This window comes from Micromonospora sp. RB23, from assembly GCF_053585025.1.
Genome location: NZ_CM132111.1, coordinates 3,424,294 through 3,437,565, shown reverse-complemented (window position 1 = coordinate 3,437,565; position 13,272 = coordinate 3,424,294). Strand labels below are relative to the sequence as shown.

General features: G+C 73.1%; 11 protein-coding genes and 1 pseudogene. 3 read left to right on the top strand and 9 right to left on the bottom strand.

Annotation, left to right across the window (positions count from 1 at the left end):
* Nucleotides 1–172: 172 nt before the first annotated feature.
* The 3 genes from ACTFTM_RS15840 to ACTFTM_RS15830 all read left to right on the top strand — a co-directional run bounded on the left by ACTFTM_RS15840 (nucleotide 173) and on the right by ACTFTM_RS15830 (nucleotide 3,663).
* Complete coding sequence (locus tag ACTFTM_RS15840; RefSeq protein ID WP_449561252.1) at nucleotides 173–1,099, top strand: sialidase family protein; 927 nt, start codon at nucleotides 173–175, stop codon at nucleotides 1,097–1,099.
* Nucleotides 1,100–1,164: 65 nt separating this feature from the next.
* A complete protein-coding gene (locus tag ACTFTM_RS15835; protein WP_449561251.1) occupies nucleotides 1,165–1,866 on the top strand; it encodes an SGNH/GDSL hydrolase family protein in 702 nt (233 codons plus the stop codon).
* 258 nt (nucleotides 1,867–2,124) lie between these two features.
* A complete protein-coding gene (locus ACTFTM_RS15830) occupies nucleotides 2,125–3,663 on the top strand; it encodes a ricin-type beta-trefoil lectin domain protein (RefSeq protein ID WP_449561250.1) in 1,539 nt (512 codons plus the stop codon).
* A gap of 55 nt (nucleotides 3,664–3,718) precedes the next feature.
* Here ACTFTM_RS15830 and ACTFTM_RS15825 read toward each other — a convergent pair whose 3' ends face one another.
* The 9 genes and pseudogenes from ACTFTM_RS15825 to ACTFTM_RS15785 form a co-directional block, all read right to left on the bottom strand.
* A complete protein-coding gene (locus ACTFTM_RS15825; RefSeq protein ID WP_449561249.1) occupies nucleotides 3,719–5,077 on the bottom strand; it encodes a hypothetical protein in 1,359 nt (452 codons plus the stop codon).
* Nucleotides 5,074–6,042 (bottom strand): alpha-ketoacid dehydrogenase subunit beta, encoded by a 969-nt coding sequence (locus ACTFTM_RS15820; RefSeq protein WP_449561248.1) that lies wholly within the window; start codon nucleotides 6,040–6,042, stop codon nucleotides 5,074–5,076. Before ACTFTM_RS15820 ends, ACTFTM_RS15825 begins: the two co-directional genes overlap by 4 nt.
* A 1-nt stretch (nucleotide 6,043) precedes the next feature.
* The gene (locus tag ACTFTM_RS15815; protein ID WP_449561247.1) at nucleotides 6,044–7,015 is read right to left on the bottom strand and encodes a thiamine pyrophosphate-dependent dehydrogenase E1 component subunit alpha; all 972 of its coding nucleotides are present in this window, start codon (nucleotides 7,013–7,015) and stop codon (nucleotides 6,044–6,046) included.
* Nucleotides 7,012–7,803: a DUF3050 domain-containing protein gene (locus tag ACTFTM_RS15810; RefSeq protein WP_449561246.1), complete on the bottom strand. Its 792-nt coding sequence runs from the start codon at nucleotides 7,801–7,803 to the stop codon at nucleotides 7,012–7,014. The genes ACTFTM_RS15815 and ACTFTM_RS15810 overlap by 4 nt, the downstream gene beginning before the upstream one ends.
* Nucleotides 7,804–7,805: 2 nt before the next feature.
* The gene (locus tag ACTFTM_RS15805; protein WP_449561245.1) at nucleotides 7,806–8,717 is read right to left on the bottom strand and encodes a phytanoyl-CoA dioxygenase family protein; all 912 of its coding nucleotides are present in this window, start codon (nucleotides 8,715–8,717) and stop codon (nucleotides 7,806–7,808) included.
* Entirely contained in the window at nucleotides 8,714–9,787 is a 1,074-nt protein-coding gene (hppD, locus tag ACTFTM_RS15800) for a 4-hydroxyphenylpyruvate dioxygenase (RefSeq protein ID WP_449561244.1), read from the bottom strand. Before hppD ends, ACTFTM_RS15805 begins: the two co-directional genes overlap by 4 nt.
* Nucleotides 9,788–9,858: 71 nt before the next feature.
* Nucleotides 9,859–11,097: a beta-ketoacyl-[acyl-carrier-protein] synthase family protein gene (locus ACTFTM_RS15795; protein WP_449561243.1), complete on the bottom strand. Its 1,239-nt coding sequence runs from the start codon at nucleotides 11,095–11,097 to the stop codon at nucleotides 9,859–9,861.
* Nucleotides 11,098–11,119: 22 nt separating this feature from the next.
* On the bottom strand, nucleotides 11,120–12,736 hold the full coding sequence (locus ACTFTM_RS15790; protein ID WP_449561242.1) for a class I adenylate-forming enzyme family protein: 1,617 nt from the start codon (nucleotides 12,734–12,736) through the stop codon (nucleotides 11,120–11,122).
* A 13-nt stretch (nucleotides 12,737–12,749) separates the two neighbouring features.
* A pseudogene (locus tag ACTFTM_RS15785) lies at nucleotides 12,750–13,241 on the bottom strand (beta-ketoacyl synthase chain length factor); the annotation flags it as partial.
* Between the last annotated feature and the right edge of the window lie 31 nt (nucleotides 13,242–13,272).

Sequence of the window (13,272 nt, the reverse complement as noted above, 5' to 3'; positions counted from 1 at the left end):
CCGCGGCCACCGACATGCGGCCCAGCGCGCCGACGCCGCCGCGACCGACGCCTTTCCGACACGCGATCGTTCGTCAGCCGTTCGCCGCACGGCCGTCCGGGCGTCGACGGCGGCGGCTACCGTCGTCCGTCGCGGGACGCCCCGCCCACCAGCGTCAGGAGGCCCGTCGCGCATGACGTCGTCACCCACCCGCCGCACGAGAGCCGAGGTCGTCGCCGTACGCCGCATCGGCGACAGCGCGCCGCACAGCGCGTTCACCGACCTCGTCCGACACGCCGGGACGTGGTTCTGTGCCTTCCGCGAGGCCGACAGCCACCTCTCCGACGACGGCGTGATCCGGGTGTTGACCTCGACGGACGGGCAGGCGTGGAGGTCCGCGGCGGTCGTCCGGGCGGCCGGCGTCGACCTGCGTGACCCGCGCTTCGTGACGCGGCCCGACGGGCGGCTGCAAATGCTGGCCGCAGCCCGGACCGGGACGTTCACGACGGTGTCCTGGCTCTCCGACGACGGCCACGCCTGGAGTGACCCGGCACCGGTCGGTGAGCCGGGCGTCTGGGTGTGGCAGGCCGCCTGGCACGACGACGCCATGTACGGCGTCGGCTACGCCACCCGGGGGCCCCGGTTCGCCCGGCTCTACCGCAGTGTCGACGGGCTCGACCTGCGGCCGTGGGTGCCGACGTTGTTCGAGGGCGGCTACCCGAACGAGTCCGGGTTGACGTTCGCCCCGGACGGCACCGCGCACTGCCTGCTGCGCCGCGACGGCGACGGCGCCACCGCCCAGCTCGGACGGGCGCACCCGCCGTACCGCGAGTGGACGTGGACCGACCTGGGCGTACGGGTCGGCGGCCCCGCGTTGCGGCGGCTGCCCGACGGGCGGCTGGTCGCCGGGGTACGCCTGCTCGACGGCGACGTGCGGACGGCGATCTGCGCGGTCGACCCCGAGCGCGGCGCGCTGACCGAACTGGTCACGCTGCCGTCGGGCGGCGACACCAGCTACCCCGGTCTGGTGTGGCACGACGATCGCCTGTGGGTCAGCTACTACTCCTCACACGAGGAGCGGACCTGCGTGTACCTGGCCGAGGTGGGACTGACCGGCTGATCCGTGCCACGGACGGGGCGGCGCGGCCCTGTCCACGACCAGGTCACTCGATTAGTCTGCCGAGGATGGCATCGATGACCGAGTCGATTGACCCGCACTGCCTGCGCGAGGGCGAGAGCGCCACCCTGCTGCGCGAACACCGGTGGCGCCGGTTCGTCGTGCTCGGCGACAGTGTCGCCGAGGGCAGTTGCGAGCCCGTCGACGGCTACCCGGACCAGCAGTGGGCTGATCGGATCGCGGCCGAGCTGGCAGCCGTCCGACCCGGCCTGGCGTACCTCAACCTCGGCCGCAGCGGGCTGCGTGCCCACGAGGTCCGCGCGACCCAACTGGCCCCGGCGCTGGCGTTCGACCCAGACCTGGCGCTGGTCGTCTGCGGGGGCAACGACGCCTTCCGCTCCCGGTACGACCCGGACGCGGTCGACGAGCACCTGGTCGCCATGATCGTCGCCCTGCAGCGGGCCGGCGCGGATGTCATCACGGTGGGCATGTTCGACGTCTCCCACAGCCCCGCCGTCCCGGAGGCCCTGCGCGCCGGCCTGGGCGAGCGGATGCGCCGACTCTCGTCGCACACCGCCGCCCTGGCGGACCGACTCGGGACCCTGCACGTGGCCCTGACCGATCATCCGGCCGGTCGGGACCCGAGCCTGTACAGCAGCGACGGGCGGCACGGCAGCGCCCGCAGTGACGCCATCGCGACCGCGGTGACGCTCCGTCGCCTGCACGTCCACCTGAACGCCCAGCGACGCGGGGGCCCAGGCCCCACCTGAGCTGCCGTCGAAACGGCGCGGCGGATACGTCCGTGCCGCGCTCGGGCGTCACCTCCCCCGCAAGCGCCCGGTGCGCGCGCCCCTCGCCGGGGACAACGCCCGGCCAGCGATCCTCCTATAGTGACATCGGTCGAGATCAACCCGGCGTGCCGAGTGGTCGCGACGAGCACGAGCAACCGGCGGGCCCCGCGGCCCGCCGGCCACGGGGGAGCCGATCGCAGCCGTGTCGGCGGCGGTCGACTCAGATCGGAGAGACGCATGCGGCGAGCCCGCGCCCTGACAATCGTTATCGGCACGCTTGCGCTGGCGGTGGCCGGATCCGTGCCCGCGCAGGCGGTCGGCGGCGGTCAGGCCGTCACGGACAACAGTTACCCGTTCATCGCCAAGGTGGACTTCGGCGTCGGCGTGCGCTCCTGCACCGGGACGCTGCTCGATCCGCACTGGGTCATCACCGCCGCGACCTGTCTGAGCGACACCGCGCAGCGACCGGCCGCCGGCCCACCGGCCCAGGCCACCACCGTCACCGTCGGTCGGGTCGACATGACGAGCACGGCGGGCCAGGTACGCACGGCCGTCAGCGTGGTGCCGCACCCAACCGACAACCTCGCGCTGCTGCGGCTCGACCAGCCGGTCACCACGCACGCGCCGGCCCGGATCGGCTCCGCCCCCACCATCGACGAGCAGTTGCAGGCGCTCGGCTACGGCCGCACCGCCAGCCAGTGGGTCCCGGATCAGCTGCACGGTGGCACCTTCACGGTCACCTCGGTGGGCGCCGGCAGTGTCGACCTCGACGGCGCTGCCACCGGGGCCACCCTGTGCCGTGGCGACGCCGGCGGCCCGTCCGTCCGCCGCGTCGGCAGCTCGGTGGAGGTGGTCGCCGTACACGACAGGTCACTCCAGGGCGGTTGCTTCGGGGAGACCGAGACGCGTCGCACCGCCGTCGACTCCCGCCTGGACAACCAGGCCGGTTGGGTCCGGGGCAGCATCGACGCCGCACCCGACTGGTCCGAGGGCCTGGCGTTGCCCATCACCAACGGGTTCAGCGGCAACTGCCTGGTGACGGCCGCGAGCACCAACCAGAGCCCGGTCGCCACCACCACCTGCTCGGCGAGCGCTCCGGAGCAGCAGTGGACCATGGTGCCGAACGGGTCCGGCACGTTCCACCTGCGCAACGCCAAGACCGGCAAGTGCCTCTACGGTGAGACGCCCCGACTCGGCGACGTGAAGATCTACACCTGCGACACCGGCATCACCCAGCAGTGGCAGATCACCACCGGCTCGCTGCGCAGCCAGTTGAAGAACGCCGGCTCCGGCCTCTGCATCGCGTCGCCCTCGGCCACCCCAACGGACGTCCGCATGGACACCTGCGGCACCTTCGAGGACCACTACTGGGTGCAGCGGGGCAACGGCGGCGGCGCCTACGGTCCGCTCCAGGCCGAGGCACTGGGGTTGTGTCTGGTGAACTACGACGGTCCCGGCGTGCACTCAAGCGTTCCACTCGGGGCCTGCGGCAGCTCCGACCGGGCGTGGACGCAGAGCGGGACCACGCTGCGAGGCGCGACCGGCTGCCTCACGGCCGGCACGCCGTCGACGGACCCCCGCCGCATCACCCCCGTGTCGATCGGCACTTGCACCGGCGCGAAGAACCAGGACTGGATCGCCCTGCCCAACGGCACGTTCAAGAACCCCGGTTCCGGCAACTGCCTGGCCACCGCCTTCGACCGCGTCGAGACCCCCGCCTACGTCGGCACGATGGCCCCGTGCAGCGGCCAGTCGTGGCGCCTCCCGGACGTCTGAGCATACGAGCGCGCGGGGTTCCGGCCGGAACCCCGCGCGCTCGGGCCAGTGCGGGTCAGTCGTGCAGGAGGATTCCCGTCAGGAGGACGCCGTGGGCCAGGTTGAGGATGCCGTCGCCACCGGGATAGCCGACCCGCGCCAGGCCGCCGGAGGCCGTTCGGCCGAACAGGTACGGGGCCAGCGAGTACGGGACGTCGGCCGTGACCGTCTCGCCGGTCTCGATCTGCACGAAGTCCATCGGCACCCGGTCGGCCGGCAGGTACTGCTGCAGGATCGCCCCGCCCCGGTCGACGGCAGCGCGCAGGCCCTCGGTCCAGTCCGACGGGCTCAGCTCGGGGCCGATCAGCACGCCGTGCCCGGCTGAGCCGTCGGCCGGCTTGGCCACCAGCGAGGTCTGCTCGGCGATCGCCCGGTCGAGCACCGCGACGGTCAACGGCACCGTGTACGGCACGTGCCGGCGGATCAGCGTCCGGTCGTCGGCGGGCAGGGTGTCGACGTCCTCCCACAGCCAGGCGAAGGTCGTCTTGTTGCCGAGCAGCCAGGCCGCCGTCGACACGTACATCGGCAGCGTGCCGGCGGCCAGGGCGCCGGCCACCGCGTCCAGACCGGCGGTCGGCGTGACCCGGTTCGGCACGAACAGCCGGAACAGCGCGTCGACCGGCGCGCCGTCCACGACGAGACGCTTGTCGGTGTCCAGGGTGGCCGTGGACAGGGGCGCGATGACCAGGTCGATGCCGAAGTCGCGGGCCCGGACGGCGAGCGGGCTGAGGATCCGGATGAACGTCTCCGGGTCGTCCAGGCCCGGGTAGTCGGCGTCGAAGTCCATCAGCAGGGCCAACCGGGCGCCCTCGGGCAGGCCGAGTTCGTCGCGGATCGCCACGAACCGCTGGTCCAGCAGTGACGGCGCGGCCCGTACCGGCAGACCGTCGAGGAGCCCGTGCTCGGTGTAGAGCTGCGCGAAACGTTGGATGACGGTGTCGGCGTCGAACCCTCCCCCGAGGCTGCTGTCGATGTTGTACTCGACGAACTTCGGCACGCCGTCGGTGAAGATCACATCGGGTCGGTACGCGGCCAGCAGCGCCTCGGTCAGGGGCTCCGACTCGTCCAACAGGCGGGTCTCCCCCGCCGGGACGCCGAGCAGCCGACGTAGCTCGCCGGCGGTGTCCACCCGGCGGCGGCAGGCGTCGAGGATGAGCTGGGCCAGCCGGTCGCAGACGTCGTTCAGCTCCCGCCAGGTGTCGGCGGCCAGCACCGGGGGGCGGGCCAGCCGCCACTGCTTGTTGTAGGTGGCCCGGCCGTGGAAGACGCGTTCCCAGGCGGCGGCGCCGGTGGCCACCATGGCCCGGCGGGCCGGCTCGGGCAGGTCGGTCCACGCCCCGTCGGCCGACGGCCAGGGATAGTTCGGGTCGATCATGAGCCGTCCTTCATGGTCAGGTGGATGGCGGTGGTGAGCTGCTCCCGGCCGGGCTGCACGGCCCGGTCCAGGGCGGGGGCGAACGGCAGCACCGCGCCGTCGGGCCGGGTCACCCGGCGCGGAGGGGCGAGCAGCCGTACCCGCTCCACGACCGAGGCGATGATCTCGGCGGCGACGCCGCAGGAGCGGTTGGCGTCGTCGAGGACGACGAGACGGCCGGTACGCGCCACCGACTCGGTGAGGCCGTCGATGTCGAACGGGTACAGGGTGCGCGGGTCGAAGACCTCCACCGACACCTCGCCGGCCACCTCCTCGGCGACGGCGAGCGCGTCGTGCACGAGGTGCCCGACCGCGACCACCGTGACGTCGTCGCCGCGGCGGTGCACCCGGCCCCGACCCAGCGGCACCGGTTCCAGCTCGGCGACGTCGTCCCGGACGTCCATCGCGCCGGCCGGCGCGAACACGACCACCGGGTCGTCGTGCCGGATCGCGCTGACCAGCAGCCCGTACGCGTCGGCCGGGGTGGCCGGCACGACGGTGACCACGCCGACGTGGGCGAAGAGGCTGTACGGGTGGTCCGAGTGCTGCCCGGCCCACCCGGTACGCGACCCGGAGCCGGGTACCAGGTAGGTGACCGGCACGGCGCACTGCCCGCCGGTCATCAGCGGGAACTTGTGCGCGTGGTTGACGATCTGCTCGAAGACGAGGAACAGCAGCGACGGGATCTGGAACTCGATCACCGGTCGGAGCCCGGCCAGCGCCGCCCCGGTGGCGAAGCTGGTGAACGCCTGCTCGGACAGCGGTGTGTCGCGGACCCGGTCGGTCCCGAACCGCTTGGCGAGCCCGGTGGTCACCAGCGACGCGCCGACCTGGACGTCCTCGCCGAGCAGGAACACCGTCTCGTCGCGGGCCAGCTCGTCGGCGAGAGCCCGGGTCAACGCCCGGCGGTACGACAGTCGGGGCACCTCAACCACCTCCGGTGCGGGCGGTCAGGCCGCTGGCATACAGGTACGCGAGCGCGTCGGCGGGCTCGGGTTCCGCGCTGGCCAGAGCGAAGTCGACCGCCGCGTCGAGGGTCGCCTCGACCTCGGCGTCCACGGCGTCCCGGTCGGTGTCGGTGAGCCGGGAGCCCTGGATGTCCACCGGGTCCCGGGACCGCCCCCGGGACACCTCGTCGGGCGTGCGGTAGTCGAGGCGTACCCCGTGCTCGAAGGTGTGGTGGGCGTCGAAGCGGTAGGTACGGGCCTCGATCAGCTCGGGGCCGCCGCCGGCGCGCATGCGCGCGGCGGCGGCGCAGGCGGCGGCGCGTACCGTCTCGGGGTCCTGGCCGTCGACGTCGACCGCCGGGATGCCGAAGGCGGCGGCGCGGCCGGCGATGCTGCCGGCGACCGCGCCGGCGACCGGCATGGTGGTGGCGTAGCCGTTGTTCTCGCAGACGAACAGCACGGGTACCCGCCAGAGCGCGGCCAGGTTGAACGCCTCCAGCAGCATCCCTTCGTTGACCGCGCCGTCGCCGAAGAAGCTCACCCCGATCGTGTCGCGGCCCTGGCGACGGCGGGCCCAGACCGCCCCGGTGATGATCGCCCCGGACGCGCCGACGATCGCGTTCGCGCCGAGCACGCCGATGCTCAGGTCGGCGGCGTGCATCGAGCCGCCCCGGCCGGCGTTGAGCCCCGTGATCCGGCCGCACAGCTCGGCGAGCATCCGCGCCGGGTCCGCGCCTCGGGCCAGGACGTGCCCGTGCCCGCGGTGCGTGCCGGCGAGCACGTCGTCGACGCCCAGCGCGGCGCAGACGCCGGCGGCGATCCCCTCCTGACCGAGGTACGGGTGGATGCCGCCGACGATCTGCCCACCGTGGACCAGCTCCACCGCCCGCTCCTCGAACCGGCGGATCAGCCGGACCGTGCGGTAGAGCCGGACCTTCTCGGCGTCGCTCACGCGGAGCCCTTGACGGCGGCGAGGATGTCGTCCCAGAGCCGGGCGCGGGCGGCGAGGGCGGTGTTGACCGTGTCGGCGCACTCCTGCCACTTGGCGTCGTCGTCGCCGCACAGGTCGGCGAGCATCTGCATGGCCATCGGGGTGTGCTGCTCGCCGTCGACCTCGATGTGCCGTTCCAGGTAGTCGACGAACGTGTGCAGCCGGTTGCTGCGCTCGTTGACGGCGACGACCTGGGTGAACATGTCGGGGATCAGGTCCTCGCGGCCGAACGCGAACGCCGCCGCCTGGCAGTGCACCGGGGTCGACTCGATGATGTGCCAGGTGGTCGCGGCGAACCGGGCGGACGCGGCCGGCGCCCCCGCCTCGGCGAGCGCGTCGGTCACCGGACGACCGGCGCGCAGCAGGTCGACGAGGGCGTTCACGGCGGTGGTGTCCGCGCCGGCCTCGGCCATGCCCCGCACGTACAGCTCGAAGTGGCTGATGTAGCCCTCGCCCAGCTCGTCGCTCTCCTCGACCATCACGATGTCGTTGATGAGCCGGCGGCTGCCGGTCGGTCCGGTCGGGATCCACGGCACGGTGACGCAGGTGAGCTGCCGCTGCAACGACTTCAGCAGGGACATGAAGTCCCAGACCGCGAAGACGTGGTGCTCCATGAAGGTGACGAGCGCCTCGTGGGTGTCCAGGTTGGCGTAGAGCGGGTGCTTGACCACGGCGTCGCGCCGCTCGGTCACCGCCTCTTCCAGCCGCTCGATGCCCGGGTGCGTCCTACCCCAGTCGTACCGTGACATTGTCAGCCTCCCTGCTGGGCGCGGTCGCGCCAGATGACCGGGCAGTAGTCGGGGTCCGCGTAGTCCGGCCGCCCCTCGTGGGTGCGGCGGACCAGCACGTCGTGGTTGTAGGCGGCGAGGGTGCCGTCCGAGAGGGGATACTCCCGCCAGGCGTTGTCGCCGTCCTGAAGGTGCAGTGAGATCGCCTGTCGGGGGCGACCGCTGACGTTGGGGCCGCTGCCGTGGTAGGTGCGGCAGTGGTGGAAGCTCACGTGTCCCTTGGGGATCACCATCGGGATCTTGCGGATCTCCGCGCCGTTGTACGCGGCGTTCTCGGCCAGCATCTCCTCGAGCTGGCCGCGGTCCCGGTCGGCGAAGTGCCGCACGACGGTGTCGTCCGCGCCGATCTCCTTCCACAGGTGCGAGCCGTCCACCATCGTGATGGTGCCCATCTCCGGGCCGCAGTCGTGAAAGGGGATGAATGCGGTGAGCATCTTCTCCGACGACGAGGACGCCCAGTAGTGCTTGTCGAAGTGCCAGGGCACGATGTTGCTCGGCTCGCCCTCGATCGGCGGCTTGAGGATCAGGGTGGACTGGAAGACGCGGATCTCGTCGGCCTGCGCCAGCCGGGCGGCCACCGCGCCGACCAGCGGCTTGCGCAGGATCGCGCCGAGGCCGTCGTGTTCGTGGTGGACGTAGTCGTTGTGCCGCTGCACCGGCCCGTTCGACGGCTCCCAGTAGGCGAGCTTCGGTGGGCGTACCGGCAGGCGGCGGTCCCGCTCGCCGTCGTAGTAGCGCCGCGCCGCGTCGGCGAGCGCGTCCACCTCGTCGTCGGTGAAGATCTTCTTCGACAGGTACCAGCCGTGCTCGGCGTAGTGCCGCACGTCCTCGTCCGAGGGCAGCAACGCCTGTTCCGTGACGGTCAGCGCGCTCACGCCCCCACCCCCTGCGCGGCCAGTTCCCGTTCCTTGGCCTCGTAGAGCGCCTTGATGTTGCCGCTGCCGAAGCCGCTCGCGCCCCGCCGCTCGATCAGCTCCAGGAACAGCGTGCGGCGCACGTGCATCGACTCGGCGAAGATCTGCAACAACTGTCCACCGTGGTCGGAGTCGACGAGCACCCCCAGCTCGCGCAGCCGGTGCAGCGGCGCGTCCACCCGACCCACCCGCGCCTCCAGGGTGTCGTAGTAGGCGCCGGGGGTCCCGGCGAAACGCACCCCGCGCCGCCCGAGGGACTCCACGGCCGCCACGATGTCGTCAGTCCGCAGCCCCAGGTGCTGCACTCCCCCACCGGAGTGCTGGTCGAGGAACGCGTCGATCTGCCCCGGCCGGCGGGTCCGGTCCGGCTCCAGCAGCACCACCGTGACGCCGCCGGACGGGCTCTGCACCACCTTCGAGTTCATCCCCTGCCCGGCGACCTCGACGTGCTCCTCGAAGATCTGCGCGAAGCCGAACAGCTCCTCGAAGTGCCGGACGGTCCCGTCGAGTTCCCCCGGCGGCACGCACACCGCCAGGTGGTCGACCTCGGCGAGGACGGGTTCCTCCTCGTTCGCCGACGGCGTCGGCGTGATCACCCCGGGCAGGAACTCGCTCCGACTCCCCCGACGCTGCACCAGGCGGTGCCGCACGTCGGCGAAGCCCTCCACCTCGGCGGTCACCACCTCGGCGTCCGCGCCGGTCAGGGTGGTCGGTGGCGTCACGCCCGTCGCACCCCGCGCCAGCAGCTCGGCGTACGCGGCCACGACGTCGTCGACCTCGACGGCGACGACAGCGATGCCGTCGCCGTGGCGGTGCACGTAGCGGGCCGCCGGGTGGTCGACGTCCAGCCCGGAGGTGAGCAGCAGTCGGATGTCGCCGTGGCGCAGCAGCACCGAGCGCTGCCCGGTCAGCCCCGTCTCCGGGCCCCCCTGCCCGCAGAGCTGGAAACCGACGGCGGTACTGAACCAGAACGCCGCCTGCCGGGCGTCGCCTACGTAGAGTTCGATGTGGTCGATACCACGGATGTCCATGTCCCTGGGTGCCCTTCTGATGCTTCGTCCGTTGTGCCGTCCGGACGCCCCCCGCCCGGGATGCGCGTCGCTCACCTCCTCGGCTCGGCGACCCGCGCGAGCACCAGGCTCACGTTCTGGCCGCCGAACCCGAACGAGTTGGTCAGCGCGTACTCCGCGTCGGCCCGGCGGGGCGCCCCCCGGATGTGGTCGCCCGGGCAGGCCGGGTCCAGGTCGTCGAGGTGGTACGTCGGTGGCAGCAGCCCTCGACCGAGCGCCAGCGCGGTCGCCGCCGTCTCCAACACCCCGGACGCGCCGAGCAGGTGACCGGTGAGCGCCTTGGTCGAGCTGACCGGCACGCCACCGTCACCGAAGACGTCCGCCAGGGCCGTGGTCTCCGCGATGTCGCCGAGCTTCGTGCCGGTGCCGTGGGCGTTGACGTAGCCGACCGCCGCCGCGGGCACCCCCGAGCTGCGCAGCGCGCCCCGGATGCACGCCGCCGCGCCCGCGCCGTCCGGACGCGGGGCGGTCGGGTGGTACGCGTCGGTGGTCGCGCCGTAACCGGCCACCTCGGCGTACCCCCGGGCACCGCGCGCGGCGGCGTGCTCGGCGTGTTCGAGGACCAGCAGCGCCGCGCCCTCGGCCAGCACGAACCCGCTGCGGGAGGTGTCGAACGGCCGGCTCGCCCGGGTGGGGTCGCCGCCGCCGCGGGCCAGCGCCCGGGCGTTGCCGAACGTGTCGGTGAAGGTCGGGAAGAGCGGCGCCTCGCTGGCTCCGCAGACCACCACGTCGGCCTCCCCGCAGCGGATCAGCCGGACCGCGTCGGCGACCGCCTGAGCCCCGGAGGCGCAGGCCGTGCCGACCGACGAGCTGTAACCGCGCATGCCGTAGGCGATGGCGATCCGGGCCGCCGGCATGTTCGGCAGGATGCCGGTGAGCAGGTACGGGCTGACCGCCGATCGCCCCCGCGCGGCCCGGGCCAGCACCTGCGACTCCAGGGTGGCCATCCCGCCGACACCGCCGACGATCACGCCGATCCTTGCGGGGTCGACGTCGCGGCCCACCTCGATGCCGGCGTCGGCGAGCGCGTCGGCGGCGGTGAGCAGCGCGAGGACCACGGTCCGGTCCAGCACCCGGCTCTCCGGCCCGGGCAGGACGCTGCGCGGGTCGATGTCGGGCAGCAGACCGGCGACGTCCAGTGAACCCGCCGCCGGATGCCCCTCGGGTGGGCGGGTCAGCCCGGACCGGCCGGACGTCAACGCATCGAACGTCTCCTCGACGCCCCGCCCGACCGGGGTGAACAGGCCCATCCCGGTGATCAGCGCCGTCACGACGGTGCTCCGGCCCGCCCGCTCACGACGCGGCCTCGGTGAGGTAACGCTCCCGCAGGGCCACCTTGCGGACCTTGCCGGTCACGGTGACCGGGATGTCGTCGGCGCGTACCGGCACGACCCGGCGCAGCGTGGCGCCGACGTCCGCGCCGAGGGCGGCGCGGACCCGTTCGGTACGGTCCTCGGCCTCGTCCGCGCCGGCGGCCAACTCCAGCAGCACGTCGGTCACCACCCGCCCGGCCTCGGCGACGATCACGACCGTGCAGTCGGTGACGTCCGGGCAGGTGGCGAGGATCCGCTCCTCCGACAGGGCGGTGAAGAACCGCCGCCCGTCCCCGGCGTCGACCGAGTCGACCGCACGGTCCAGGTGGTAGTACCGGCCCTCGGCGTCGGCGCGCACCAGGTCGCCCGTGAGGTACCAGCCGCGCTGGCGGAACCGGTAGGTGGTGGCCGAGTCGTTCCAGTAGCCCCGGAACAGCGACGGCGAGTCGATGCCCAGGAAACCCACCTCGCCGACCGGCACCGGCTCGCCGTCGGCGTCCAGCACCGCGACCCTGGTGAACTGGTACGGCCGGCCGATACAGCGGCCGTACCGGTCGGTGTCGGCGCGGTGGGTGATGTGGAACATCGAGTGCCCCATCTCGCTGGAGCCCAACCCGTCGATGAACAGCGAGCCGGGCACCCGCGCCACCCCGTCGCGGGTGACGGTGTCGTGCCAACCGACCGCGACGAGGCGGCGGATGTGCGGCTCGTGCGAGCAGTCACCGGTGTTGAACCACAGCCGCACCGAGTCCAGGTCGTACGCGGACAGGTCGAACCGGGCCAGTTCGGCCCAGGTGACCGAGAAGCCGAACACCCCGTCGGGACGCCAGCGTTGGATCGCGTCGAGCACCCGCTCGCCACCCTGCTCGGAGAGGAGGAACATCTCCGCGCGGTTGCCCAACGCCTGGTTGACCATCAGCACGGTCGCGGTGTGCGGTGCGGGCAGCGCGTTGAGGATCCGGCTGGTGCCCTGCGCCTGCGGCATGCTCAGCAGGTGCCGGGTGGCGGCGAAGAGGCTGGCATGGGAGTGCAGCACCGCCTTGGGCACCCCGGTCGTCCCGGAGGTGTGGGTGATCACGATCGGGTCGTCCGGGTGGTGCCGGTAGTGCGGCGGGGCCGCCACCGGGTCGCCCGTGCCCGCCCGCGCGGGCGTGCCCAACACCGGTACGCCCAGCTCGTGTCCGGCCAGCAGCGCGGTGTGCGCGTCGTCGGCGAGCACACCGACGCCGCGCAGCCGACGGATGTACTCGGCGGCGATCTCCGGGCGGAGCTTGCCGTTCATCAGCGCCGGGATCGCGCCGAGCCGCGCCAGCGCCAGGAAGCTGAGCACCATGTCGGCGGCGGCGGTGGCCCAGACGGCCACCGGGTCGCGGGGTCGTACCCCCTGCTCGTGCAGCCACGCCGCGCGGGCGGCGACCCGCTCGTCGAGCTGGCCCAGCGTCAGTGGCGCCTCGGCGGGATGCCCGTCGACGGCGGTGTCGAAGGTCAGCGCCGGCCCGTCCGGATCGGCGCCGTGCGCCAGCACGCGGGCCAGCATGTTGCCCGCGCCCAGCTCCGTGTCGGCGGCCAACCGGCCGCGCAGTCCCGGTTTCCTCATGGTCGTGCTCCTCCCCCAGCAGCACCGCGACCGCCTCGGCGGACAGGTCGGGCGACTGTTCGATCAGGATCAGCAACACCTCGTCGGCGTCGCCGTCGTCGCGCAGCAGGGCCGCCTGCGCGGTGCCCTCGGCGTACGGGTCGCCGGTCGGGCTGAGGCAGACCACCGGGCCGCGCAGCCCCCAGCGGGCCGCGAGGTGCCCGGCGACGCTGTTGGGCACGGACTGGTAGAAGAACAGCGGCCCGACCCGGCCGCCGGCCTCGACCGTCGCGCGTACGTGGTCGGCGCTGGCCCGGTCGCCGCTGGCGCTGACCAGCACGATCGCCGTGCGCACCTTCTCCGGCACCGGCTGGGTCCCGTACCGCCGCCGCAGGCACCGCTCGGCGACCGCCACCACCGTCGGGGCGAATGCCGAGTGCACGAACCCCGGCACCCCCGGCACGACCCCGTCCCCAGGCTCGGGCCAACAAGCCCGCGCAACCTCCCGCACCCCTGCCTCCCCCACCCCTGCCTTCCGCGATCTTGCGGTTTCTGTT

Excerpts from the sequence above, each read along its gene's own strand:
- ACTFTM_RS15790 (WP_449561242.1), bottom strand. The coding sequence starts at position 12,736 with ATGAGGAAACCGGGACTGCGCGGCCGGTTGGCCGCCGACACGGAGCTG.
- ACTFTM_RS15830 (WP_449561250.1), top strand. The coding sequence starts at position 2,125 with ATGCGGCGAGCCCGCGCCCTGACAATCGTTATCGGCACGCTTGCGCTG.
- hppD (WP_449561244.1), bottom strand. The coding sequence starts at position 9,787 with ATGGACATCCGTGGTATCGACCACATCGAACTCTACGTAGGCGACGCC.
- ACTFTM_RS15835 (WP_449561251.1), top strand. The coding sequence starts at position 1,165 with ATGGCATCGATGACCGAGTCGATTGACCCGCACTGCCTGCGCGAGGGC.
- ACTFTM_RS15825 (WP_449561249.1), bottom strand. The coding sequence starts at position 5,077 with ATGATCGACCCGAACTATCCCTGGCCGTCGGCCGACGGGGCGTGGACC.
- ACTFTM_RS15840 (WP_449561252.1), top strand. The coding sequence starts at position 173 with ATGACGTCGTCACCCACCCGCCGCACGAGAGCCGAGGTCGTCGCCGTA.
- ACTFTM_RS15810 (WP_449561246.1), bottom strand. The coding sequence starts at position 7,803 with ATGTCACGGTACGACTGGGGTAGGACGCACCCGGGCATCGAGCGGCTG.